Raw genomic sequence first — 24,994 nt, 5'->3', positions numbered from 1 at the left:
ATTCCCTCCATCACGTGAAGTCGCCACATGCCTTACGATCACGGCTTTCCCGATGAGATCGCCTGGCGCGGGCTGGTCGAGCGCTTCGGCTACCGCATGTGGGCCGTGGCGCGGGCCTACGGCCTGTCGCCCTCCGACGCCGCCGACGCCGTGCAGGCGGCCTGGCTGCGGCTGGTCGAGAACTACCACTCCGTCCGCGATCTCGACCGCCTCGGGGCGTGGCTGGTCACCACCACCCGCCACGAGGCCATCCGCATCGGCAAGAAGAGGGGCGACCAGCTCCCCGGCCTGCCGGACGACCTGCCCGCCTCCGACGGCGACCCCGTGGCCGTGATGCTCACCGAGGACGAGGGGCGGCGCCTGTGGGCGGCCGTCGACACACTCCGGGAGCCCTGCCGTTCGCTGCTCCGGCTGCTCGTGACGGCGCCGGAGGCCGGATACGCCCAGATCTCCCGGCGGCTCGACATGCCGATCGGAAGCATCGGCCCCACCCGCGGCCGCTGTCTCAAGCGGCTGCGGTCGATCATGGAGGAGCAGCAGCGATGAGCGACGACTATCTGCTGGCGGCCCTGAGGGTCGCCGCCGGCACCGACCCGATGCCCGCCCGCGTGGCCGCCGACGCCCGTGGCGCGTTCGGCCTGCACCTGCCCGGAGCCGTCACCGCCACCCCGGTCGCGGTACCGCCGGCGCCCGCCGGCGGCTACGGCACCCGCTCGGGCACGCGCGCCGACCGCCGTTCCTACCAGGACCTCCCCACCCGCATCTGGTCAGACGGCTGCCCGCTGGACGGCGAGTCGCGCCTGCTCCGCTTCGCCGTCGACGGGCTGACCATCGACGTGGAGGTCGCGATCTGCGACTCGCACTTCGACCTGGCCGGCCAGGTCCACCCCGCCCCCGGCGAGGGCACCCGCGTCGAGATCAGGACCCCGTACGTCAGCAAGGTGCGCTACCCCTCCGAAGCCGGGGAGTTCGCCACCACCGGCCTCCCCCACGGCTGGCTCAGCGTGGTCTGCCACCGCCCCGCCCACCCTCCCGTGGCCACCCGCTGGCACCGAGTCCGCCCATGACCCCCCGCCCCACCCCCGCCGCCGCGGCCGAGTTGCTCGCGCCCGAAGAACCACCATCGGACGCCGCCGCGCCGGGCCTGGCGGAGGCCGCGCCCGGTGCCGTGGGGAGGCTGGTGGCGAGGGCGGAGGAGGCGGTGCTGGTGTCCGGGGCCGATCCGGCGCGGGCGCGAGGGCTTGGGCAGGCCGTGCTCGCGGAGGCACGGGTGACGGGGTGTGCCGAGGCCGTCTCCGTGGCGCACCGTGCGATCGCGCTCGCGGCCCGCGAGCTCGGCGACCTGGCGCTCGCCGCCGGCCATCTCGGCCGGGCCGTCGAGGCCGCACGGCATCTGCCCGCGCGGGCCGCCCAGGCCCGGCTGTCGCTGGTGCCGATCCACGCCGACCTGGGTGACCCCGAGGGCGCCCTCCGCCTGGCCGACCTGGCCGCGGGGCACCTCACCGGCCTCGACACCGCCCGGCTCAGCGTGCAGCGCGCGGTGGCGCTGGGCCGTCTGGGCAGGAACGAGGAGGCCGTGGCCCACTGCGACACGGCGATCACCCGCCTCACCGGGGCCGGCGACCCGCGCTTCCTGGCCGGGGCCCTGCTCAACCGGGGCATCGCGCACGCGTACCTGGAGCGGTACGACGCCGCGTCCCGCGACCTGTCCGAATGCCTGGCCGTCGCGCGGCAGGCGGGCCTCGACCACATCGCTCTGCTCGCCGAGGCCAACGTGCCGTTCGTCGCCACGCGGCGCGGCGACATCCCGGCGGCCTTCGCCGGGTACCGGTCGGCCGAGCAGGCGCTCACCGGTTACCCCGAACGGCTCGCCGCCATGCGCGCCGACTTCGCCGGCGCGCTGCTGGCCGCGTACCTGCCGGGCGAGGCCCGGGCTCTGCTCGAACGGGCCGTGCCCGAGCTGGCAGCCGCCGGCGCCCCGGTCGCGCTCGCCGAGTCGCGCCTGGTGCTGGCGCAGGTCGAACTGCTGGTCGGCAACCCCCACCAGGCCCGGATGACCGCCGAACTCGCCTGCGCCGAGCTGGCCGCCCAGGGCCGCCACGCCTGGGTCCCGCTCGCCGAGGAGGTGGCCCTGCGAGCCCGCCTCGCGATGGCCCCCTCGTCCGCAGCACCTTCCCAGGCCGGCCCGCCGCGCACGGCGCCGCCCGTGGGCCCTACCGCTCCCGGTGCATCCCTCGCGATACGCGAGGCCAGGGAACGGCCCGAGGCCGGGTGTGGGGTGAGGGCGTTGCTCGCCGAGGCCCGGTCGCTGGCGGGGAGGCTGGACGAGTGCGGGTGGACGGTTCCCGCTGCGGGGCTTCGGCTGACCGCGGCCGAACTGGCCGTCGCGCTGTCCGACCACGCGGCGGCCGGCGCCGAGCTTCGCCTGATCACCGGTCACGCGGCGGACGACCTCACCTCCGTGCCGGATCCCGCTGACAGCCCGTCAGGGGGAACCGGCGTGGAGGGGCCACCTGACGGTCGCGTCCGCGCACCCGCCGGGCGGACGCACCGGGTGGTTCGCCACCACGCCGTCGCGCTGCGGCGGAGCCTGCGGGGCGACCTGCCGGGCGCCTTCGCGGCCCTGCGGGCGGGCTTGCGGGACGCCACCGCCGGGAGCGACCGCCTGGACGACCCGGGGGTGCGGGCGCACGCGGTGCGGGCCGGCGAGCGGCTTGCCGACTTCGGGCTCGCGCTGGCCATGGACGACGGCGGGGCCGAGACGGTGCTGGGCTGGGCCGAGCACTGGCGCGCGGTGGCACGCGGACGCCCGCCCGTCCTGGTCACGCCCGAGCGCCTGCGGGCGGCCCTCGACGGCGCGGCGCTGGTCGAGCTGGTGAGGCACGGCGACGGGCTCGGCGCCGTCGTCGTCACCGAAGAGCGCTGCGAGCTGCGGCGCCTCGGCTCCTACACGGCCGCGACCGAGGCCACCACCAGGCTCCGGTACGGCCTGCGCCGCGCGAGCCTGCGTGACACCGGCACCGGCACCGGCACGGCCGAGGAGGCGGAGCGGCTCGCTCGCCTGCTGCTCGGGCCCCTGGCCGGGGACGTCGCCGACCGTCCACTGATCATCGTGCCGACGGGAGCGCTGCACACCCTGCCGTGGCCGGTCCTGCCTCCCCTGAGAGGCCGCGCCGTCTGCGTCGCCTCCAGCGCCGAAGCGTGGCGGGCGGCCGCCCTGCTCCAGCCTCCCCGCCTCCCCCTCCTGCCAAGGCCGGTCGACACGCCCTCATCCGGCACGTCCCCGAGCGGGCCGCTCCTGCACGAAGAAGCGCCGAGTCCCGGCGCGCCGGTGGTGGCGTTGATGGAGGCGTCGAGGTCCGGCACGCCGATGGCGGCCATCGAGGCACGGGCTCCCGGTGGCGCGATAATCACCGCCGTGGCGGGGCCGGGGCTGGAGCACGCTCACGCGGAGGCGTCCACGATCGTCCGCGCCTACCGGGGACGCCTGTGCCCCCTCCCGGGGGACCGTCTACCCGCCGCGCAGGTCGCCCCTCACCGGGCGGACGTCACGAGAGCGCTCGAAAAGGCCGACATCGCGCACATCGCCGCGCACGGCACCTTCTGCGCCGGCAGCCCCCTGCTCTCCAGCCTCGCCCTGGACGACGGCCCGCTCATGGCCTACGACCTGCTCAAGCTCTCCCGGACGCCGTGGCTCGTGGCCCTGTCCGCCTGCGACGCGGGCATGGCCCACGCCCCCGTCGACGGCGCCCCGCTGGGCCTGGCCGGCGCCTTCCTTGAGCAGGGAACCGCCTGCGTCGTCGCGGGCCTGGTCCCCGTCCGCGACGCCGAGGCCCTGGCCCTCATGACGGAGTTCCACACCCTCCTCCTCGCGGGCCGCACCCCCGCCGAAGCCCTGGCCGAGGCCGGCCAGAAGACGGCCGTCCCCGGCTTCACCTGCTTCGGCTCCCTGGGCCACCCCCTCGGCACCCGATCGCACCCCAGCCCCGCACCTCACCGCTGACGGCGCCGCCCCCACCGCCCACCGCCCCGCCGCGCCGGCGCCGACGGAGGGACCCGGGGCGGCACGGGAGCCACTTCAGGCCGCGCCCGACCACCCGGCCCAGGAGTGAACCGCCCACCACCCCGCCATCCGGCACCGGCGAAAGGCCGCCCGATGGAGCCGAACGGTTGGTAGACGCCCCGCAGGAACCTTCCGGGGCAGGGCATCCGACCTCGACGCGCCGACCACCACCCCGCCACCGAGCATCCAAGCTCCGCCGCCGCAGGTCAGGTGGCTATCGGTGGCCGGGGTCAGGGTGCTGTCGATGCTGGGTCAGGTGGTGGCTATGGGGCGGGTGGGGTCGGTGATCCAGTCGGACCAGGAGCCGACGTAGAGGGCCGCGGGGACGCCGGCTATCTGCAGGGAGAGGACCTCGTGGGCCGCCGTCACGCCGGAGCCGCAGTAGGCGCCCACGGGGACCTCGGGGAGGGCGCCGAGGGTGATGAAGCGTTCGCGGAGGAACTCCGGGGGGTGGAACCGGCCGGAGGGTTCGACGTTCTCGCCGGTGGGGGCGTTGAGGGCGCCGGGGATGTGGCCGGCCACCGGGTCGACGGGCTCGACCTCGCCTCGGTAGCGCTCGGCGGCTCGGGCGTCGAGCAGGACGCCCTCCTGGGCCAGTGCGCTCGCCTGGGCGGCGTCCAGGACGGGCATGCCGCCGGGGCGGGCGGTGAAGTCGCCCGGCTCGGGAGAGGGGACCTCCTTGGTGGTGGGCAGGCCCTCGTCGACCCACCTGCGGTAGCCGCCGTCCAGGACGCGGACGTCGGGGTGGCCGAAGTAGCGCAGCGTCCACCACGCACGGGCGGCGGCCGTCGAGTCGGCCTCGTCGTAGACCACCACGGGGCGGGAGCCGGACACGCCGAGCCGGCGCATCGACTCCTGGAAGGCGTCGGCGGAGGGCAGCGGATGCCGGCCGCCCCGGGGGCCGCGCGGGGCGGCGAGGTCGTGATCCAGGTCGCAGAACACGGCGCCGGGCAGGTGGCCCTCCTGGTAGGACTCGATGCCGGGCGGCCCGGCCAGTCGCCATCTGACGTCCAGGACGGTGGCGTCGCCGAGCTCGGCGGGGTTGATCAACGGGTTCATCGGGATTCCGGGACGCCCCTCAGCCGTCGATCGCCCGTTTCGTGGTCGTACGGGCGGCGCGGGCGGTCCCTTTCCTCCTTCGTGATGTCGGTGATGGGCTGTCGTTCACCTGGAGGCCGGCGGGCGTGCCCCGCCCCACCCGGGGCGGGGCCTGTCTCCGGTCGTGCTCGGGAGCCTCAAGCGGATGGACGGAGGATAAACCGCCGGCGGCCGGATCCGGTCCCCCCTGCACCCCTAACCCGCGTGTCCCTCGGGAACGGCTCAGCCCACGTGCCCGCCGCCCCGGGGCGCCCCGTGAATTCCCGTGGCGCCCCGTACTCCCCCGCGGCGAACGCTCGTCAGCCGGTCGAATCCACCGCCTCGCGGTGAAATGCCCTCGGCCCAGCTCCCGGCCGACCTCTCGCGGCCCCGTGGCCGTGGCACCCCTCGCCCCGGACGGCCCTCACTCCGGACGGCCCTCGGACGCCTCACTCCGGGCGGCCCCTGACCGCGGGCGCCCTCACTCAGGACTGTCACCGACCTCGGACGGTCCTCGCCCGGGACCCGGCCTAGTGGCCTCCCGGCGGGAGGCCACGCGAGGGCGGGAGGGCGAGGGGTCGTCGAGGCGGGCGTCAGCCGGCGGCGCGGGCGGTGGCTTCGGAGAGGGCCTTGGCGAAGGCCAGGACGTTGCTCACGGCGTCGGGGCCGTCGGCGGCCTCGCTGACGCGCAGGGAGAGGTCGTCGGCGGTGACGGCCCCCGTGTAGCCGTGGTCGGCCTCGCAGTTCTCGTCGCCGCACGTGGCGGGTTCCAGGTCGACATGGGAGATGGCGCCCCAGCCGATGGTGAGGGTCACCTCCGACGGCGTGACGCCGGGGACGTAGGAGGCGGGGTCGGGCACGACCCGGGTGACCGCCACGGACTGGATGCGGCTCAGGCGCACGGCCTCGGTCGTCGTGGAGGCGTGCGAGGTGGTGACGCCCTCGGCGGGCGGGTGCTCGTCGGTGTGGCACACCAGGAGCCGGGTGGGTGAGAGGACCACTACGGTGACGTGCCTGCGCACCTCCATCGCCGGGTCGAAGGTGGCCTCATGGTGGACGACATACGCCGTCACCGCCTCCTTGCCCAGCGCGGATTCCGCCGCGTCGGCCACGAGATCGGGGTAGTAGCCGCTGCGTTCGATGGCCTCGCGCAGTCCAGCGGCCGAGACTCGGGTTTCCCTCATGGGTCCATCCTGCCCTGTCTCGGCATGGTGTTTCACCTCACCGCCGTCCGCCTTGATGGCCTCCGGTCAAGACGGCATCCCCATGAGGGCCGGGCTTTCACGCGGCCGGGGCCCCTCCGGCCACTTCTTCCCCATGACTGTCATAGGTCTCGAAAGCCGCGAAAGTTACAAACCTTTGCTTACGCCGTGATCCACCCCAGAACCCCGGCGGGTGATCAGCGCAGGCGCCGGGGGCCCCGGTCAGGGCGCGGGCCGACGGGGTCGCGGATCACGGCGCGGGCGCCCAGCACGCTCACGCCCGCCTCCCCCACCAGGACGGGATCGAGGTCCAGGCGTGCGACCCCGGGCAGCTCGTCGGCCAGCCGTCCCACCCGGACCAGCAGGTCCTCCAGCGCGCCGACCGCGACGGGCGGGTAGCCGTGCCGGCCGAACAGCAGGGGCGCCGCCCGGATCGACCGCACGAGCGACGCGGCGTCCTCGCCGGTGAGGGGCGCCAGCCGGAAAGCCTCGTCGCCGAGCAGCCGCGCGGTCACCTCGCCGAGCCCGAACGAGACCACGGGCCCGAAGTCGGGGTCGTCCACCATGCGCACCACTGTCGGGACCGAGGGCTGCGGGGCCATGCGCTGCACCGCCAGCGCGACGCCCTCGCCCAGCCGAGCCACGAGGTCCTCGTACGCCCCCCGCACGGCCGCCGGATCGGCCAGGCCGAGCCGGACCGTGCCCGCCCGGTGGGTGAGCCCGGGATCGGCCGACCGCACGACCACGGGCAGGCCGAGCCGCCCCGCCGCCGCCACGGCCTCCTCCGGCGAGGTCACCGTCTCGGCCGGCCACACGTCCAGGCCGTACCTGGCGAGCAGTTCGGCGGCGTCCACCGCGCCGGAGTGGCCGCCGGCGTGGATCCCCGCCAGCACGGCCTGGGCGCCCGCGGTGTCGACGTCCCGCAGCTCGGGGAAGACGCCGTGCGGGCGCTCGCGCCAGCGGGCGTAGCGCACCACGTGCGCCAGGGCCCGCACGGCCTCCTCGGGCGCCGGGTAGGACGGGATCGCGCCCTTGGCGGGGTCGCCGTCGCCGCCGGGGACGCGCAGCTCGCCGGGCATGCCCATGCGGCCCTCGAAGGTGGCGAGCACCGGCACGCCCGACTCGCGCGCGGCCCGCACCAGCTCGGCCCCGACCTCGACGGCGTCGCCGGGAACGGGCGGCATGTAGATCGCGACGATGGCGTCCACCTCGCAGGTCAGCGACGCCAGGGCCCGTCGGTACTCCGCGGCGCCCGCCCGGGCTCCCAGGTTGGCGGGCGCGCACGGCTCCAGCCCGGCCGCCACGCACGCGTCCACCGCCAGCAGCGCGAGCGCGTCGGAGTTGCTGACCACGCCGACCCGGTTGCCCGCGGGCAGCGGCTGGTAGGCGAGCAGCTCGGCCACGTCGAAGAGCTGGGTGAGGTCGTCGACCCGGATGACCCCCGCCTGCTCGAACAGCGCGCTGAGGGCCTGGTCGGGCAGCCCCAGCACCGGCGCGGCGTGCCCGACCGGAACGCCCTGGGTGGTGCCGCCGCTCTTGACCACGACGATCGGCTTCCTGCGGGACGTGCGGCGCGCGAGCCTGGCGAACTTCCGCGGGTTGCCCAGCGACTCCAGGTAGAGCAGGACGACGTCGGTGGCCGGGTCCTCCTCCCAGTACTGCAGCAGGTCGTTGCCGGAGACGTCCGCCCGGTTGCCCGCGGACACGAACGTCGAGATGCCCATGCCGCGCTGGGCGACCCGCTGCAGCAGCGCGGTGCCGAGCGCGCCCGACTGGCTGAAGAAGCCCACGCGTCCCCTGCCGGGAAGGGTGGCGGCCAGGGTGGCGTTCAGGCGCACCGCCGGGTCGGTGTTGGCGATGCCCAGGCAGTTGGGCCCGACCACCCGAAGCCCGTACGCGCGGGCGATGCGCACCAGGTCGTCCTGGCGGGCCCGGCCCTCCGGCCCGGTCTCCCCGAAGCCGGAGGAGACGACGACCAGGCCCTTGACCCCCTTCTCCGCGCACTCCTCCACCACGTCCAGTACGGACTCGGCCGGCACCGCGACCACGGCGAGGTCCACGTCGCCGTCGATCGCCGACACGCTCTTGTACGCGCGCACGCCGGCCACGGCGCGCACCTCGCGGTGCACGGGGTAGACCGGGCCGTTGAAGTCGGCCCCCAGCAGGTTGCGCAGCACCGTCTGCCCGATGCCGCCCGCCTCGCGCCCGGCGCCGACCACCACGACCGAGCCGGGCGTGAGCAGCCGCTTGATGGACCGCGCCTCGGCGCGGTGCTCGCGGGCCGTGGTGACCTCGCGCGCGGTCTCGGTCGCCGCCAGGTCGAGGATCATGCGGACGACGCCGTCCTCGAACTGGCTCTGCGCGGTGTAGCCCGCCTGGCGGAAGAAGGCCGCCATCCGCGAGTTGGAGGGCAGCACGTCGGCAACGAACGTGCTGATCCCGCGCTCCTTGGCCGCCGCCCTCAGGTGCTCCATCAGGACGCCCGCCACGCCCCTGCCCTGGTGGGCGTCCTCGACGAGGAACGCCACCTCGGCACTGTTCTCCGTGCCGATCCGATCGAACCGGACGACGGCCACCATGTCCGCACCTATCGTTGCGATAAGCGCGACCCGGTCGACGTAGTCCACGGTCGTGAACCACGTCACCTCCCGGTCGGAGAGGCGCGGCCGCGGCCCGAAGAACCTGAAATAGATGGACTGGTCGGACAGACGGGAGTAGAACGCGCGCAGCAGGTCGGCATCGGCCGGCCGGATCGGCCGGAGGTGAGCGGTGCCTCCATCAGCCAGGACGACGTCGGCCTCCCAATGAGCGGGGTAGTGAGGTTCCACATTGATGAGGGTAAATGGCGCGGTGTCTGGATCGTTGGGCAACGCTTGTGCATCGACTGTGCCCGGGTGTCCGCTCTATGCCCCACGCCCTGGCTTGAAGCTGTTAGGTTTTCTGTCAGCAGCCTCCTGTAGTGCCAACAAGGTGGTGACATCATGACGCGGGTTGTCGTGGTGGGCGATCTCATGACCGACGCGGTCGCGCGCGCCCGCTACCCTCTCGCCAGGGCGAGCGACACTCCGGCCGTCGTCACCATGCACGGTGGCGGATCCGGAGCCAACATCGCCTCCTGGCTCGCGGTAGAGGGTGCCGAGGTGGCCTTCGTCGGGCGCCGCGGCGCCGACATCACAGGCCGTAACCGTGACATGGAGCTCATGGGGTACGGCGTCGACGCCCGCCTGGTCATGGATCCCGACCGGCCGACCGGCACCTGTGTCGTGCTGGTGACCCACAAGGGCGAGCGCACGCTGCTCTCCGATCCAGGCGCGAACGCCGCCCTCTCCCCCGAAGACCTGCCGCGCGACCTGTTCATGCAGGGCGGTCACCTGCACGTCTCCGGTTACACCCTGCTCAACGAGGGCTCGCGGGACGCCGGCATGGCCGCGCTCGACCACGCGCGCCGCGCGGGCATGTCGATCTCGGTCGACTGCGCCTCGGCGGCGCCGCTGGAGCGCAACGGCGCCGAGCCGTTCCTGGAGTGGACGCACAGCGCCAAGCTGCTGCTGGCCAACGAGTCCCAGGCGAAGGTCCTCACCGGGCGCGACGATCCCGCCTCCGCCGCCAAGGTGCTGACCGCCTGGTTCCCCCAGGTCGTGATCAAGATGGGTGCCGAAGGCTCCCTCTGGTACACCAACAACCGGCCCGAGCCCGTGCGCGCCCCGGCCGACCACATCGAGCGCATCGTCGACGGCACCGGCGCCGGCGACGCCTTCACGGCCGGGTTCCTGCAGCCATGGCTGGAGGGCAAGCAGCCCGCCGACGCGCTGGCCGCCGGCAACGCCCTCGCCGCCAAGGCCATCGGCAACCTCGGCGCCCGCCCCCGCCTGTAACCGCCTGGTCACGGGACGTCTCCGCGTGCGGAGACGTCTTCCGGCGTTCCCGCACCCGTGATCCCCCGCCGATACTCCGGCCAGAAAGTCGGGCCTTCCGCCCCTATTGCTCCATTTCTATTCATGTGTAGCAAATCGGACAAACGGGGTAAGACACGTATCGAGGTTTCTCGCTAAGGAGGCCACGTCGGCACGCCCGCCCAAGGGCGCGCATCGGAAGACACGCCATGCCTACATCACCACACCGGAACCGCTTTCGCCCACCCGCGTCCGGCGGGTATTCAGCGGAGCGGGCGGTGATCCCATCCGTGTAAGCCCGGGCGATCCGCCGGGCTGGCAGGAGCACACGTGGTGGATGTCGACGGTCGATCAGATGACGTTCGCACGTTTGACGACGACCAACATCCGACGGGAGTTTACGATGGGCATTCATCGACACGGGCGGAAATCGATCGGCATCGCGCTCATGAGCGGGCTCGGCATCGCGCTCACCGGCGCCGCCGTGACGCCCGCGACCAGCGGCGCGACGCCCGCCGTCACGGGCGCGGCGCACAACGAGTCCGATCTCGCCGCTTTCACCAAGATGCGGCAGCACCAGGAAGCCGCCTGGGCGCGGGGGGACGGCAAGGCGTACGCCTCGATCTACTCTCCGGACGCCGACCTGGTGAACATCCTGGGCGAGCACCTGCACGGTCGCGCGACCATCGCCACCAAGCTCCAGCAGTACTTCAACACCCAGCTCAAGAACACCCGCCTTCTCGAAATGGACGACAAGGTGCGGTTCATCACGCCGACGATGGCGGTCATCGTCCGCAAGAGCTGCGTGCTCTACAACCAGGAGAAGGCCTGCCGGCCGGACGCCCTCTCGATCAACACCAACGTCGCCGTCAAGCAGGCCGGCCAGTGGATGATCACCTCGTTCCAGAACACCCTCATCCGCCCACGAGGCTGAGGAGCCGCACGGGGTAGCGCCGGGCGTGCCGCCGGTCCCGGAGAACCGTCTGGGATCGGTGCCCGCCGGCGGTCAGGTGGTGGTGGCGAGGGCCAGCGGCAGGACGGCGGGGACCCCGGCCTCGCGCAGCACGGCGGCGCCCATGGTCATGGTCCAGCCGGTGTCCACGCGGTCGTCGACCAGGAGCACCGGGCCGGCCGCGAGGTCGGCGGCGTCGGCCGGAGGGGGGCCGAGCGTGGCGTGCAGGGCGCGCACCCGCTGGGCGCTGTTGTGCTGGCGGCCGGGCGGGCCGAGGCGGTAGGCCAGCGAGCCGAGGTACCGCAGCCTGCCGACGGCGGCCAGCCGCTCGCCCAGCGAGGCGACCAGCAGCGGACGGGTGGCGGACGGCATCGTCACGACGGCGCCCGGGCGTCGCTCCCAGCCCCAGGAGCTGAGCACGGCCACCACGGCGGCGAACACCTCGTCGGGCACCGGCCCGTCGGGAGCGCTCTCGGCCAGCAGGCGGCGCAGCGTGTTGCCCCAGCCGATGTCGGTCAGCCGCCCGAGCGCTCGGCCCGGCTCGGCCGCCACCTTGGCCGCGATGCGACCGGACAGGCCGAGCTCCTTGAGCCCGGTGGGCCACTGCCGCCGGGGCTCCACCTCGACGCCGGGACGGCGCAACCGCTCCCTGGCCCCCTCGACGGCGGCCCGCGCGACCTCCGCCGTGCGGTGCACGCCCGTGCAGTTGTCGCAGCGCCCGCAGGGGCGCGCGGTGGTGTCGTCGAGGTGGCGGCGCAGGAACTCCTCGCGGCACTCGGTGGTGGCGATGTAGCCGAGCATCGCCCGCTGCTCGGCCGCCCGTTCGGCGGCCACCCTGGCGTACCGCTCGGAGTCGTACGCCCAGGGCTGCCCGGTGGCCTGCCAGCCGCCCTTGACCCGCTTCACGGCGCCGTCGACGTCGAGCACCTTGAGCATCGACTCCAGGCGGGTGCGGCTGAGGTCGACGCGGGTCTCCAGCGCGGCGGTGGACATCGTGCCCCGCTCGCCGAGCGCCTGGAGCGTGGCGCGCACGACCGCCTCGGGCGGGAAGGCCAGCGAGGCGAAGTAGGCCCAGATGTCGCGATCCTCCTGGCCGGGCAGCAGGACGACCTCCGCCCGCTCGACGCCGCGCCCGGCCCGGCCCACCTGCTGGTAGTAGGCCACCGGCGAGGCCGGGGCGCCGACGTGGATGACGAACCCGAGGTCGGGCTTGTCGAAGCCCATGCCCAGCGCCGAGGTGGCCACCAGGGCCTTCAGCCGGTTGCCCAGCAGCGCCTGCTCGGCGGCGAGGCGGTCGGCCGGATCGGTCTGGCCGGAGTAGGCGGCGACCTCGTGGCCCTGCTCGCGGAGGTAGGCGGCGATCTCCTGCGTGGCGGCGACCGTGAGCGTGTAGACGATGCCGGACCCCGGAAGCTCGCGCATCGCCTGGGCCAGCCACGCGAGCCGCTGCTCGGCCGTGGCCGGGCGCACGACGCTCAGGTGCAGGCTGTCGCGCTCCAGCGGCCCGCGCAGCACCAGGGTCTCGGCGGTCTCGGGCTCCCGGCCGCCGCCGGTGCCGAGCTGCTCGGCGACGTCGCGGGTGACGCGGGCGTTGGCCGTGGCCGTGGTCGCCAGCACCGGCACGCCGGGGGGCAGGCCGGCGAGCAGCGTGCGGAGCCGCCGGTAGTCGGGACGGAAGTCGTGGCCCCAGTCGGAGATGCAGTGGGCCTCGTCGACGACGACGAGACCCGCGCCGGCCGCGAGCTTGGGCAGCACGAGGTCGCGGAAGTCGGGGTTGTTGAGCCGCTCGGGGCTGACCAGCAGGACGTCGGTCTCGCCCCGCTCCACCTGGGCGTGCACGAGCTCCCACTCGTCGACGTTGGCGGAGTTGATCGTCGCGGCGCGGACCCCGGCGCGCTCGGCGGCGGCGATCTGGTTGCGCATCAGCGCCAGCAGCGGGGAGACGATGACCGTGGGGCCGGCCCCGCGTGCGCGCAGCAGCGAGGTGGCCACGAAGTAGACCGCCGACTTGCCCCAGCCGGTGCGCTGCACCACCAGGGCCCGCCGCCGCTCGACCACCAGGGCGCGGATGGCCACCCACTGGTCCTCCCGGAGCCGGGCGTCCTGCCCCGCCAGCGCCCGCAGCCGCCGCTCGGCCTCCTCCCTGAGCGACGCCTCGCTCTCGCCGGCCGCCGGCCCTCCGGCGGCGGTCGGGGATGGCATCGCGGCCCGCGGTTCGCTCTCGTCGCCCATGGAGTCCTTCGTACCAGCTCGGTGGGACACTTTCGGCCCTCGCGGCCCGACGGCCCCGTGGTACGGGCGGATATGGGGCGCCGCGAGCAGGTCGAGGGCGGGGGAAACGCCGCCGAGTCGCGGAGGGGTTCGCTCCTTCGGCACAATGTTCGATATGGCCCGACGGACTACCACACCCCCGCTGGACGAGGACTTCGAGGAGCGCATCGTCGACATCGACGTCTCGATGGAGATGCGCACCAGCTTCCTGGAGTACGCCTATTCGGTGATCTACCAGCGCGCGCTCCCCGACGCCCGCGACGGGCTCAAGCCCGTGCAGCGCCGCATCCTCTACTCGATGAGCGAGATGGGCCTGCGGCCCGACCGGGGGCACGTGAAGTCCTCACGCGTCGTCGGCGACGTGATGGGCAAGCTGCACCCCCACGGCGACACCGCCATCTACGACGCGCTGGTACGCATGGCGCAGCCGTTCTCGATGCGGCTCCCGCTGGTCGACGGCCACGGCAACTTCGGCTCCCCCGACGACCTCCCGGCCGCCATGCGGTACACCGAGGCGCGCCTGGCGCCCGCCGCGATGCTGATGGTGCAGTCGATCGACGAGGAGACCGTCGACTTCAAGCCCAACTACGACGGCCAGGAGACCGAGCCCACGGTCCTGCCGAGCGCGTTCCCCAACCTCCTGGTGAACGGCGCGGCGGGCATCGCGGTCGGCATGGCGACCAACATGGCGCCGCACAACCTGGTCGAGGTGATCGCCGCGGCCCGGCACCTGGTCGCGCACCCGGAGGCCACGCTCGACGAGCTCATGCGGTTCGTCCCCGGCCCCGACCTGCCGACCGGCGGCACCGTCATCGGCCTGGCCGGCATCAGGGACGCCTACGAGACCGGCCGCGGCACGTTCCGCATGCGGGCCAAGGCCACGATCGAGCAGGTCACGCCGCGCCGCAAGGGCATCGTCGTCACCGAGCTGCCCTTCAACGTCGGCCCCGAGCGGGTGGTCACCAAGATCAAGGAGCTGGTGACCTCCAAGAGGATCTCCGGCATCTCCGACCTGAAGGACCTCACCGACCGGCACAAGGGCCTGCGCCTGGTCATCGAGATCAAGAACGGCTACCACCCCGAGGCCGTGCTCGCCGAGCTGTACCGCCTGACGCCGATGGAGGAGACCTTCGGCATCAACAACGTGGCGCTGGTCGACGGCCAGCCGCGCACGCTCGGTCTGCGCGAGCTCCTGCGCGTGTACGTCGACCACCGCCTCGAAGTGGTGCGCCGGCGCTCGTCCTACCGCCGCCGCCGGCGCGAGGAGCGCCTGCACCTGGTGGACGGCCTGATCGTCGCGCTGCTCAACATCGACGAAGTGATCCAGGTCATCCGCTCCTCCGACGACACCGCCCAGGCGCGCGCCCGTCTCATGGAGGTCTTCGACCTGTCGGAGATCCAGGCCACCTACATCCTGGACACCCCCCTGCGCCGCCTCACGCGCTTCGACCGCCTCGAACTCGAACGCGAGCGCGAGACCCTCCAGCGCGAGATCGACGAGCTCACCGCCATCCTGTCCTCCGACGACCGGCTGCGCCGGGTGGTGTCCGGAGAGCTGCAGGAGATCGCCAAGACCTACGGCACGCCCCGCCGCACCGTCCTGCTGGAGGCCGGCACGCCGGCCTCCGAGGCCATCCCGCTGGAGGTCGCCGACGACCCCTGCCTGGTGCTGCTCTCCTCGACCGGCCTGCTGGCCCGCACGTCCGGCGTCTCCCCGCTCGGTTCGGGCGAGGAGCGCTCCTCCCACGACGTGCTGGTCTCGGTCGTGCGCTCGACGGTGCGCGGCGAGGTCGGCGTGGTGACGTCGGCCGGGCGCCTGGTGCGGGTCTCCGTGCTCGACCTGCCCGCGCTCCCGCCGTCGGCCTCGCCTCCCTCGGTGTCGGGCGGCCACCCGGTGAGCGAGTACGTCGAGCTCAGCCCGGGCGAGCGGGTCGTGGGCCTGGGCTCGCTCGACCCGCAGGGCCTCGGCCTGGCGCTGGGCACCGCCCAGGGCATGGTCAAACGGGTGGTCCCCGACTACCCGGTGAACCGCGACGAGTTCGAGGTCATCGGCCTCAAGCCGGACGACTCCGTCATCGGCGCGGTCGAGCTGACCTCCGAGGAGCACGATCTGGTGTTCATCGCCTCCGACGCGCAGCTCCTGCGCTACCCCGCCTCGGCGGTGCGGCCCCAGGGGCGGCCGGCCGGCGGCATGGCCGGCATCCGGCTCGACGGAGGCGCCAGGGCGGTCTGGTTCGGCGTGGTCGACCCCGGGCGCGAGTCGCGGGTCGTGACCATCGCGGGCTCGGCCACGGCGCTTCCCGGCACCGACGCCGGGGGCGCCAAGGTGTCCGACTACGCCGAGTTCCCGCCCAAGGGCCGGGCGACGGGCGGCGTCCGCGCGCAGCGCTTCCTCAAGGGCGAGGATCTCCTCATCATGGCCTGGGCCGGGCCCGTCCCGGTCAAGGCCGTGTCCTCCACCGGCAAGCCGGTCGATCTTCCGGCCGAGCTGGGCCGCCGCGACGGCTCGGGCGTCCGGCTCGCCCAGGGCGTCGCCGCCATCGGCGGGGCCCTGGGCACCGATCTGGCCGCTTCGCCGACCCCCGCCTCGGCCGCGGCGGTCGCCCTGGACACCGAGGTCTAGCGCGGACGAAGGGCCCGCCGCCGCTGCGGTGCGGGCCCTCGCCGGATGCCGAAGGGCCCGCCCCCGGTCACGGGGGCGGGCCCTTCGGCTCGCTCGCGGCCGGGCTCGGCACCCGCCGCCGCGTGAGCCGTCAGGCGTCGCAGAGGCAGAACGGGTGGCCGGCCGGGTCCAGGTAGACCGTGAAGCCCTCGTCCTTCTCACCCGGCTGGTGCGGGTGCTTCACCGCGCCCAGGGCGACGACCTCCGCGCCCGCCTTCTCCCGGTCGGTCACGGTCAGGTCGAGGTGGAACTGCTGGGGCTTCTCGGGCGACGGCCAGTCGGGCGCCCGGTAGTCGTCCGCGCGCTGGAACGAGAGCTTGAAGCTCCCGGTCTCGTCGGCCAGGCTCACCCAGTCGTCGCTCTCGTACGCCGGCTTCCACCCGACCACGGCGGAGTAGAACTCGCTCAGGGCCTTGGGGTCGGGGCAGTCCAGCACGACCGCCCGCATCGCCGCGATTCCGCTCATCGCCACTCCCGTGTGCTCATGACCGACACCGGCGTTGAACTTACACCGGTGTCGGTTTCGATTGAAACCGGTTATCCGGGTTCCGGACCGTCCGCTTTGGCCGGGGCCCGCACCTCCCGCTTCCCCCGTGACGCCACCCAAACCAGGCGGCGGCACCACGGAGCGGGGCACCGGCCGGGCCCGTCACCCCATGACGGACAATGGCGGCATGGCTGTGACCTCGCTCATGGTTCCGCTGGGAACCCCCGCGCCCGACTTCGACCTGCCCTCGATCGACGGCGGCCGGGTCGCGCTGTCCGATCTGAAGAGCACCCCGGCCACGCTGGTCGTCTTCCTGTCCAACCACTGCCCGTACGTGCGGCGCATCGAGCAGGGCATCGGCGCCCTGGCCTCCGACTACCACGACCGGCTCACCACCCTCGCGATCTGCAGCAACGACGTCGTCAGGTACCCGGACGACGACAGGCCCGCCCTCGTGGCCCAGGCCGAGCGGGCGGGGTTCGCCTTCCCGTACCTCGTGGACGAGACGCAGCGGGTGGCAAAGGAGTACAAGGCGGCCTGCACGCCGGACTTCTTCCTCTACGACGCCGACCGGCGCCTGGCCTACCGCGGCGAGTTCGACGACGCGCGCCCGTCGAACCGGGTGCCGGTGACCGGGGCGTCGCTGCGCGCGGCGATCGACGCGGTGCTGGCCGGGCAGCCGGTTCCCGGGCCACAGAACCCCAGCCTGGGCTGCAGCATCAAGTGGAAGCCCGGCAACGAGTGACGGGGACGTGCGCGGGGCCGCCCGTGAGAGGCCGCCCAAGGGCCCCGAGGCACCGCCCCGGCGGTCAGCGGCGCGCGGGCACGGGCTCCCCCCGGGAGACCGGGGGGAGGGCGGTCAGCAGCTCCCAGGGCTCGCCCTCGTGCCAGAAGTCGATGAACCTCGCCACGGCCTCGCCGGGCTCGAACTCGCCGCCCCCGTGGGCGCCGAAGCACCCGGCCTCCTCCAGCGCGAGCACCAGGGGATCGTCCTCCGGGAGCACTTCGACATAGGCGGCGGCGTCCAGCAGCGCCAGGGCGCAGCGCGCGTTCCAGCCGGCGTCCTTGTGCTGGACGCGGTCGAGCCGCCACCTGGCCCGGGCGCGCAGGTAGCCGGACAGCGATTCGGTCATCCCCACCAGAGGCCCTCTCCACGATCTTCCACCTTCAGCGACCTCATCATCACCCAGGGTGACGGATGATCGTGGGATCTTTGCGAAGGCCATTCCGGGTGCCCCGGCGCTGTTGCGGAATGTGGCATCCGGGAATATTGGCGCCATGATGGGAGCCTTCGACGACCTGCTGTCCGCCAACGAGGAGTTCGCCCGCGCGTTCAAGAACTCGACGCTCACCGGCCGCGCCCTGCGCGGTCTCGCCGTAGTGACCTGCATGGACTCGCGCATCGACCCCCTCGGCCTCCTCGGCCTCCAAGCCGGGGACGCCAAGATCCTGCGCAACGCCGGCGCGCGCGTCACCGACGACGTGCTCCGCACACTGGTGCTGGGGGTCTACCTACTGGGTGTCGAACGGGTGCTGGTGATGCCGCACACCGACTGCCGGATGGCCAAGTCGACCGACGAGGACGTCCACGAGCTGATCAGCCGGGAGTACGGCATGGACACGCGCAGCCTGGAGTTCCACACCGTGGCCGACCAGGACGCCGCGCTCCGCCGTGACCTGGTGCGCGTGCGGACCTACCCCTACCTTCCCGAGCGCGTCGCCGTCGGCGGCGCCGTGTACGACGTCCACACCGGCAAACTGATGCCCGTGGAGCTGTGAGGACGCGGCCGGGCCCGCCGGGCCCGGCCGGTTCAGGCGTCGATGCTGTCGCGGTCGACCTCGGCCGCGTTGGTGACGATGAACTCGCGCCGCGGGGCGACGTCGCTGCCCATGAGCAGGCTGAAGATGTTCTCGGCCGCCTCGGCGTCCTCGATGCGCACCCGGCGCAGCGTGCGGTGGCGGGGCTCCATGGTGGTCTCGGCGAGCTGGTCGGCGTCCATCTCACCCAGGCCCTTGTACCGCTGGATGGGGTCCTTCCAGCGCCTGCCCTTGCGCTCGAGGTCGCGCAGCACCTTCTGCAGCTCGGCGTCGCTGTAGGTGTAGATGTACTTCTGCTTGTCGCGCCCGGGGTTGGTGACCTCGATGCGGTGCAGCGGCGGCACGGCGGCGAACACGCGCCCGGCCTCGACCATGGGGCGCATGTAGCGGTGGAACAGCGTGAGCAGCAGGCAGCGGATGTGCGCGCCGTCGACGTCGGCGTCGGCCATGAGGATCACCCTGCCGTAGCGGGCCGCCTCGATGTCGAAGCCGCGGCCGGAGCCTGCGCCGATGACCTGGATGATCGCCGCGCACTCGGCGTTCTTCAGCATGTCGGCGACCGAGGCCTTCTGCACGTTCAGGATCTTGCCGCGGATGGGCAGCAGCGCCTGGAACTCCGAGTCGCGCGCCGCGCGGGCGGTGCCGAGCGCGGAGTCGCCCTCGACGATGAACAGCTCGCTGCGGTCGATGGCGTCGCTGCGGCAGTCGACCAGCTTGGCCGGGAGTGCGGAGTTCTCCAGGGCGCTCTTGCGCCGCTGGTTGTCGCGGTGCTCCCTGGCCGCGATGCGCGCCTTGGCGGCCGAGACGATCTTCTCGAGGACCGCGCGGAGCTGGAGCTTGTGCGCCCGCTTGGTGCTGGCGAAGAGCTGCTTGAACTCCCTGGACACCACGTGGGAGACGATGCGGGTGGCCGCCGAGGTGCCGAGGACCTCCTTGGTCTGCCCCTCGAACTGCGGCTCGGGCACCCGGATCGTGACGACCGCGGTGAGGCCCTCCAGGATGTCCTCCTTGGTGACCGGGTCGTCGCCGTTCTTCAGCAGGCGGGTCTCCCTGAGCTGCTCGTTCACCGTGCGGACCAGGGCGCGCTCGAAACCGCTGATGTGGGTGCCGCCCTTGGGCGTGGCGATCACGTTGACGAACGAGCGGACGGTGGTCTCGTAGCCCTTGCCCCAGCGGACCGCGACGTCGACGGTGAGCTCGCGCTCGACCTCGGTGGAGGTCATGTGGCCCTGCTCGTCGAGCACCGGGACGGTCTCGTGGAAGTGGCCGACGCCCTGCAGCCGCATGACGTCGCAGACGGCCTCGTCGCGCGAGAGGAACTCGGTGAACTCGGAGATGCCGCCGTCGAAGCGGAACTCCTCCTCGACCGGCTCCTCCCCCCGGCTGTCGCGCACCGAGATGGTGAGGCCGGGGACCAGGAAGGCCGTCTGGCGGGCGCGGACGCTGATCTCGTCGAGCGCGACCTCGGCCTCGGGCAGGAAGATCTGCCGGTCGACCCACCAGCGCACGCGGGTGCCGGTGGTCTTCTTCGGCACGGACCCGCCGTCGCGCAGGCCGGACTTCTTCTTGAACTTGGCCGTCGGGCCGTCGCCGTCGAAGACGCCGGGCACGCCGCGGCGGAAGCTGATCTCGTGGACGCGGCCGTCGCGGTCGACCTCGACGTCGAGGCGCGCGGACAGCGCGTTCACCACGGAGGCGCCGACGCCGTGCAGACCGCCGGAGGCGCTGTAGGAGCCGCCGCCGAACTTCCCGCCGGCGTGCAGCTTGGTGTAGACGAGCTCGACGCCGGGCAGGCCGCTCTTGGGCTCGACGTCGACGGGGATGCCCCGGCCGTCGTCGCGGACCTCGATGGAGCCGTCGGGGAACAGCTCGACCTCGATGCGGTCGCAGAAGCCCGCCAGGGCCTCGTCGACGGCGTTGTCCACGATCTCCCAGAGGCAGTGCATCAGACCGCGGCTGTCAGTGGACCCGATGTACATTCCGGGGCGCTTGCGGACGGCCTCCAGGCCCTCCAGCACCGACAGATGACGGGCCGTGTAGCCCGTCTCCGTGCTGACTGCGGTCACTCCCACTCCCACCGAGCATCGAACATGTGTGCGTAGCCTACCGTTTCTTGATTTCTCGTGCGCCTCAGCGTGCCATCAGCGTGCCACCAACCGGGAGCCCCGCGTTCGACACGATCGGATTCCCGCCATGTGAGGGCCCATTCTGCTCTCGGCGTATCCGGACCATGATTGGGAACGTACGCATCCGGTTAGATGTTGAGCCAAGTGACTGACGCCAAATCCCACGTCAGTGGGGTGACCCGAAAGGCGATACGTGACTGGAGCTCTCGCCCCCACAAAGCCGCTGACCGCCGTGGACCGATGCGACCGCTGCGGCGCCCAGGCGTACATCCGTGCGTGCCTCCCCTTGGGCGGGGAGCTGCTGTTCTGCGCCCACCACGGGCGTCGGCACGTCGCGGCTCTGCGCGACAAGGGTGCCGAAATCCAGGACGAGTCGGCGCGCCTCAGCGAAACCCCCTCAACAGCCACCAGTGAGCGGTGAGCATCCGCCCCCCGCTCTGACTGATAGTTCTGATCCGATACCTCAACATACGCGGCGATCTCGGACGACGTCCCCCCGGACGTCCTCCGGGCTCGCCGCGTCCATCTCTCAGGCCGGCCGATGCCCTCGGACGGCGGAGGGCTACGATCTGGCCTCGTGCCGATCCTGCTGCCGCCGTCCGAGGGCAAGGCCGTCCGGGGGGACGGGCCGCCGCTCGACCTTGGCGGCCTGAGCTTCCCGGCCCTCACCTCCGCACGCGAGAAGGCCCTCGACGCCCTGGTCACCCTGGCCGAGGGCCCCGGCGACGCCGCGCTCGCCGTGCTCGGCCTGTCACCCGGCCTGGCGGGCGCGCTGGCCGCCAACCGGGCGCTGCGCACCGCCCCCACGCTGGCCGCCGCGCGCCTGTACACCGGCGTGCTGTACGACAACCTCGGCCTGCAGACGCTCGGCGCCGCCGCCCGCGCCCGCGCCGACCGCTCGGTGATCGTGTTCTCGGGGCTGTGGGGCGCCCTGCGCCTGCGCGACCGCGTTCCCCCCTACCGGCTCTCGATGGGCGTCACGCTGCCCCCGCTGGGCGGCCTGGCGGCCCACTGGCGCCCCTGCCTGGCGGAGGTCCTCGGCCCCGAGGACGGCCTGGTGGTCGATCTGCGCTCCTCCACCTACGCGCAGGCGTGGCGTCCGGGCTCGCGGGCGGTCACCGTGCGCGTGCTCAGGCAGACCGCCGACGGCTCCCGCTCGGTGGTCAGCCACATGGCCAAGGCCACCCGCGGCGCCGTCGCCCGCTCCCTGCTGGAGGCGGGCGCCGAGCCGGCGACCCCGCGCGACCTGGCCGACCTGCTGGTCTCGCTCGGCCACGCCGCCGAGCTCGGCCCCCCGCCGGGAAAGGGCCGGCCCTGGAACGTGGACGTCGTCATCCGGGCGTGACGACGTTCAGCCGCCCGCACGCCCGGCGGAACTCCTTGCCGGGGTCGCCGAGGTGGGACCACGGCAGCACGCTGAACCGCCCCGCCGTGCGCGTCAGATGGCCCCTGGCCGGCCGGCGCATGTCGGCCAGGTAGAACGCCGCCCCGAACGCGTTGTGCGCCTCCACGGCCCTCGGGTGCGGCTGCGCGGCGCGGCTGCCGTTCCACCGGCCGGCCGCCAGGGTGAGCTCGCGCTGCACCTCGTAGGAGTACCACAGGCGCGTCCGTCCCGCCCCCTCCCCCGCGATGTGCTCGAAGTAGGCCAGCGGCAGCAGGGCGGCGATCGGGTCGCCGGAGGGCGCCCACGAGAGCGTCGCGCGGGCGAAGTCGAACATCTCGTGGCTGGTGCCGCCCCACCCCGGGGACAGCGTGACCAGCCTGGCCGCGTGGGCGGCGTACAGCCCGCGGTGGCGGCCGGACGCCTCCTCCCAGAGGGAGTCCTTCTCCTGCCGCGACGCCTCCAGCCCCAGGGCCAGCCACATCAGGCAGACCCACGGCGCGGGGTCGTACGGCATCACGCGCGCCGCCGTCAGCAGCGGCCCGCGCGCGGACTCCATCGCCTGGTGGAACAGCCGGATCCGGCCGGCCTGGACCGCCCGCGCCCGGACGTCGGGCTTGAGCGTCCACGCCTCCTCGACACGGGCGCGGCCCAGCCACAGGCACAGCTCCGGATTGGCGGGATCTCGCGCGAGAAGGGCCTCGATGCCCTCGGTCAGGCCCACGGCCGCCCTGCCCAGCGCCTCCACCCGCAGAGCGCGCAGCTCCGGGTCGGCGCGCGAGCCGACGAGCGCGGGAAGCGCGGGTTCGAGGTACCCGTGCGCCAGCGCCTTCACCGCCTCGTCGAGGACGGGGTCGATCCATGGCCGGCTTGCGATCAGTCGTGGCCCCCGAGCACGAGCCCGATCCACTTCGATCACACCCATGAGGGGTGAGCGTAGAAGCGGCCGTGACTCGTGAGGCTACTGTGACGTTACGGGTGGGTTAACCCCGTGTCGTCTCCCCCGTGGGAGGGCGCCCCCGCGCCGACGGACGCCGCCACGGCCCACGGCACGGAGAGTGACACCGCCGCCCTCGTGACCCGGCCGTTACGGGTGGCCCCTATCTGCCGCGAAGGCCCCCGCACACGCCAACGGCTCCCACCCTTCGAGGGCGGGAGCCGTGGCGGCGAAGATCAGTCGAGGTAGTCGCGCAGGACCTGCGAGCGCGACGGGTGACGGAGCTTCGACATGGTCTTGGACTCGATCTGCCGGATGCGCTCACGCGTCACGCCGTAGACCTTGCCGATCTCGTCGAGGGTCTTGGGCTGGCCGTCGGTGAGGCCGAACCGCATGGAGACCACCCCGGCCTCACGCTCGGACAGGGTGTCCAGAACGGAGTGGAGCTGCTCCTGCAGCAGGGTGAAGCTCACGGCGTCGGCCGGGACGATGGCCTCGGAGTCCTCGATGAGGTCGCCGAACTCGCTGTCGCCCTCCTCACCGAGGGGCGTGTGCAGGGAGATCGGCTCGCGGCCGTACTTCTGCACCTCGACGACCTTCTCGGGGGTCATGTCGAGCTCGCGGGCCAGCTCCTCGGGGGTGGGCTCGCGCCCGAGATCCTGCAGCATCTGCCGCTGCACCCGGGCCAGCTTGTTGATCACTTCGACCATGTGGACCGGGATGCGGATGGTGCGCGCCTGGTCGGCCATGGCCCGGGTGATCGCCTGGCGGATCCACCACGTGGCGTACGTGGAGAACTTGTAGCCCTTGGTGTAGTCGAACTTCTCGACCGCCCTGATCAGGCCGAGGTTGCCCTCCTGGATCAGATCGAGGAACAGCATGCCGCGGCCGGTGTAGCGCTTGGCCAGCGAGACCACCAGGCGGAGGTTGGCCTCCAGCAGGTGGTTCTTGGCGCGGCGGCCGTCCTCGGCGATCCACTCGAGCTCGGCGCGGACGTCGACCGGCAGCCGCTCGCCGTCGTTGGCGAGCTGCTCCTCGGCGAACAGGCCGGCCTCGATGCGCTTGGCCAGCTCGACCTCCTGCTCGGCGTTGAGCAGGGGGACCTTGCCGATCTGCTTGAGGTAGTCCTTCACCGGGTCGGCGGTGGCCCCGGCGGCGGCGACCTGCGCCACCGGCGCGTCGTCGTCGTCGTCGGAGAGGATCAGGACCTCGTCGTCGCTCTGGACCTCGACGTCGGGCTTGGGCTCCTCTTCGGCCTCCACCTCGACCTCGGCGACCTCGGCGTCCGGCTCGGCCTCGGCGACCTCGGCGTCGGGCTCGGCCTCGACCTCGGCGACCTCGGCGTCCACCTCGACGTCGATGTCGAAGTCCTCCAGCTCGAGATCACCCTCGATGTCGATCTCCTCGTCGTCTTCCGAGGCGACCTTGGGCTTGGTTTCGATCTTTGGCGATGGCGACGCGGGCACGGCGACCTCCGGCTTGGCCTTCTTGGCGAGGGCGGCAGGGGTGGCGACCTTGGCGGGAGCGGCGGGGACCGGCGTGGGCTTCTTCGCCGGCGCGGCCTTCTTCGCCGCGGGCTTCCCGGCGGGCGGCTTGTCAGCCGGCGCCGCGGCATCGCCCCCGGCGCCACTCACCACGGCCGTGACGGTATCGGGCTGCTCCTTGGCCGCCGCGGTGGCGGACTTGGTCTTCTTGACGGGGGCGGCGGTGCGACGCTTGGCCGGGCCACGAGACCTCTTGGGCGCCGCCGAGTCCGCGGCGGTCACCACGACGGTCACACCCTCTTTGCTGAGGTTCCGAAGGAACCCAGCGGCGTGCGACATCGGGATGTCCGCCTCCTCGAAGGCCTTGCGGACATCCTCAGACTCGAGGAAACCCTGCGAGCGGCCACGCTCGATGAGCCGCTGAATGACGGGCTCGTTCAGCTCAGACGGCTTCGAGCGAGTCGAACTTGCAGGCGACACGAACACCTCTCGAACGAACGCATGGTGAGAATGGACCCAGGTGCCCGCTAGGGGCGCTTGCTTCTTTCGGTGGTGGGCCGTGCGAACCGCGACGTACCTGCCCAGCATTCTGGCATGACCCCGCACTCCGTACGCCCGCCTCACGGCGGTTGCCTCTCCAC

The 24,994-nt window shown here is 73.1% G+C and carries 19 protein-coding genes; 10 read left to right on the top strand and 9 right to left on the bottom strand.

Annotation, left to right across the window (positions count from 1 at the left end; genetic code table 11):
* The first annotated feature begins 27 nt into the window (after positions 1–27).
* Genes PYR91_RS22805 through PYR91_RS22795 form a run of 3 tightly spaced genes read left to right on the top strand, consistent with a single transcriptional unit; the run spans position 28 to position 4,003 of the window.
* Positions 28–546 (top strand): sigma-70 family RNA polymerase sigma factor, encoded by a 519-nt coding sequence (locus PYR91_RS22805; protein ID WP_279782590.1) that lies wholly within the window; start codon positions 28–30, stop codon positions 544–546.
* Entirely contained in the window at positions 543–1,067 is a 525-nt protein-coding gene (locus PYR91_RS22800; RefSeq protein ID WP_279782588.1) for a hypothetical protein, read from the top strand. Before PYR91_RS22805 ends, PYR91_RS22800 begins: the two co-directional genes overlap by 4 nt.
* A complete protein-coding gene (locus PYR91_RS22795) occupies positions 1,064–4,003 on the top strand; it encodes a CHAT domain-containing tetratricopeptide repeat protein (protein ID WP_279782586.1) in 2,940 nt (979 codons plus the stop codon). The genes PYR91_RS22800 and PYR91_RS22795 overlap by 4 nt, the downstream gene beginning before the upstream one ends.
* A gap of 312 nt (positions 4,004–4,315) precedes the next feature.
* On the opposite strand, the gene PYR91_RS22790 is transcribed toward PYR91_RS22795, so the two are convergent.
* From PYR91_RS22790 to PYR91_RS22780, 3 genes are all read right to left on the bottom strand, one after another.
* A complete protein-coding gene (locus tag PYR91_RS22790) occupies positions 4,316–5,122 on the bottom strand; it encodes a sulfurtransferase (protein ID WP_279782584.1) in 807 nt (268 codons plus the stop codon).
* A gap of 611 nt (positions 5,123–5,733) precedes the next feature.
* Complete coding sequence (locus PYR91_RS22785) at positions 5,734–6,324, bottom strand: DUF5998 family protein (protein ID WP_279782583.1); 591 nt, start codon at positions 6,322–6,324, stop codon at positions 5,734–5,736.
* A 215-nt stretch (positions 6,325–6,539) separates the two neighbouring features.
* Positions 6,540–9,170 carry a bifunctional GNAT family N-acetyltransferase/acetate--CoA ligase family protein gene (locus tag PYR91_RS22780; RefSeq protein ID WP_279782581.1) on the bottom strand — a complete coding sequence of 877 codons (2,631 nt, stop codon included), beginning with the start codon at positions 9,168–9,170 and terminating at the stop codon, positions 6,540–6,542.
* A gap of 153 nt (positions 9,171–9,323) precedes the next feature.
* On the opposite strand from PYR91_RS22780, the gene PYR91_RS22775 reads away from it, so the two are divergent.
* Positions 9,324–10,217: a sugar kinase gene (locus PYR91_RS22775; protein WP_279782579.1), complete on the top strand. Its 894-nt coding sequence runs from the start codon at positions 9,324–9,326 to the stop codon at positions 10,215–10,217.
* A gap of 421 nt (positions 10,218–10,638) precedes the next feature.
* The gene (locus PYR91_RS22770) at positions 10,639–11,169 is read left to right on the top strand and encodes an SgcJ/EcaC family oxidoreductase (RefSeq protein WP_279782577.1); all 531 of its coding nucleotides are present in this window, start codon (positions 10,639–10,641) and stop codon (positions 11,167–11,169) included.
* Positions 11,170–11,241: 72 nt separating this feature from the next.
* Here the strand turns inward: PYR91_RS22770 and PYR91_RS22765 are convergent, their stop codons facing one another.
* A complete protein-coding gene (locus PYR91_RS22765; protein ID WP_279782865.1) occupies positions 11,242–13,389 on the bottom strand; it encodes a DEAD/DEAH box helicase in 2,148 nt (715 codons plus the stop codon).
* A 184-nt stretch (positions 13,390–13,573) separates the two neighbouring features.
* Between PYR91_RS22765 and PYR91_RS22760 the strand changes: the two genes are divergently transcribed.
* Positions 13,574–16,081: a DNA topoisomerase IV subunit A gene (locus PYR91_RS22760; RefSeq protein WP_279782575.1), complete on the top strand. Its 2,508-nt coding sequence runs from the start codon at positions 13,574–13,576 to the stop codon at positions 16,079–16,081.
* A gap of 130 nt (positions 16,082–16,211) precedes the next feature.
* Here PYR91_RS22760 and PYR91_RS22755 read toward each other — a convergent pair whose 3' ends face one another.
* Complete coding sequence (locus tag PYR91_RS22755; RefSeq protein WP_279782573.1) at positions 16,212–16,586, bottom strand: VOC family protein; 375 nt, start codon at positions 16,584–16,586, stop codon at positions 16,212–16,214.
* A 208-nt stretch (positions 16,587–16,794) separates the two neighbouring features.
* Here PYR91_RS22755 and PYR91_RS22750 point away from each other — a divergent pair, with 208 nt between their 5' ends.
* A complete protein-coding gene (locus tag PYR91_RS22750; RefSeq protein ID WP_279782571.1) occupies positions 16,795–17,352 on the top strand; it encodes a thioredoxin family protein in 558 nt (185 codons plus the stop codon).
* A 64-nt stretch (positions 17,353–17,416) separates the two neighbouring features.
* Here PYR91_RS22750 and PYR91_RS22745 read toward each other — a convergent pair whose 3' ends face one another.
* Positions 17,417–17,740 (bottom strand): hypothetical protein, encoded by a 324-nt coding sequence (locus PYR91_RS22745; RefSeq protein ID WP_279782863.1) that lies wholly within the window; start codon positions 17,738–17,740, stop codon positions 17,417–17,419.
* Between the two features lie 145 nt (positions 17,741–17,885).
* On the opposite strand from PYR91_RS22745, the gene PYR91_RS22740 reads away from it, so the two are divergent.
* Entirely contained in the window at positions 17,886–18,386 is a 501-nt protein-coding gene (locus tag PYR91_RS22740; RefSeq protein ID WP_279782569.1) for a carbonic anhydrase, read from the top strand.
* Between the two features lie 32 nt (positions 18,387–18,418).
* Here the strand turns inward: PYR91_RS22740 and PYR91_RS22735 are convergent, their stop codons facing one another.
* Complete coding sequence (locus PYR91_RS22735; RefSeq protein ID WP_279782567.1) at positions 18,419–20,491, bottom strand: DNA topoisomerase IV subunit B; 2,073 nt, start codon at positions 20,489–20,491, stop codon at positions 18,419–18,421.
* Positions 20,492–20,744: 253 nt separating this feature from the next.
* Between PYR91_RS22735 and PYR91_RS22730 the strand changes: the two genes are divergently transcribed.
* Positions 20,745–20,972, top strand: a complete 228-nt coding sequence (locus PYR91_RS22730; RefSeq protein WP_279782565.1) for a hypothetical protein — start codon at positions 20,745–20,747, stop codon at positions 20,970–20,972.
* 156 nt (positions 20,973–21,128) lie between these two features.
* Complete coding sequence (gene yaaA, locus PYR91_RS22725; protein WP_279782563.1) at positions 21,129–21,896, top strand: peroxide stress protein YaaA; 768 nt, start codon at positions 21,129–21,131, stop codon at positions 21,894–21,896.
* Here yaaA and PYR91_RS22720 read toward each other — a convergent pair.
* Complete coding sequence (locus tag PYR91_RS22720; protein ID WP_279782562.1) at positions 21,883–22,857, bottom strand: hypothetical protein; 975 nt, start codon at positions 22,855–22,857, stop codon at positions 21,883–21,885. The two genes, yaaA and PYR91_RS22720, sit on opposite strands and share 14 nt — an antisense overlap.
* Positions 22,858–23,105: 248 nt before the next feature.
* Positions 23,106–24,833: an RNA polymerase sigma factor gene (locus PYR91_RS22715; protein WP_279782560.1), complete on the bottom strand. Its 1,728-nt coding sequence runs from the start codon at positions 24,831–24,833 to the stop codon at positions 23,106–23,108.
* Positions 24,834–24,994: the final 161 nt, after the last annotated feature.

Origin of the sequence: Sphaerisporangium sp. TRM90804, assembly GCF_029846175.1 — a bacterium.
Taxonomy (GTDB): domain Bacteria; phylum Actinomycetota; class Actinomycetes; order Streptosporangiales; family Streptosporangiaceae; genus Sphaerisporangium.
Note: the sequence above shows the minus strand (reverse complement) of the source record. Positions and strands in the feature narration are given on the sequence as shown.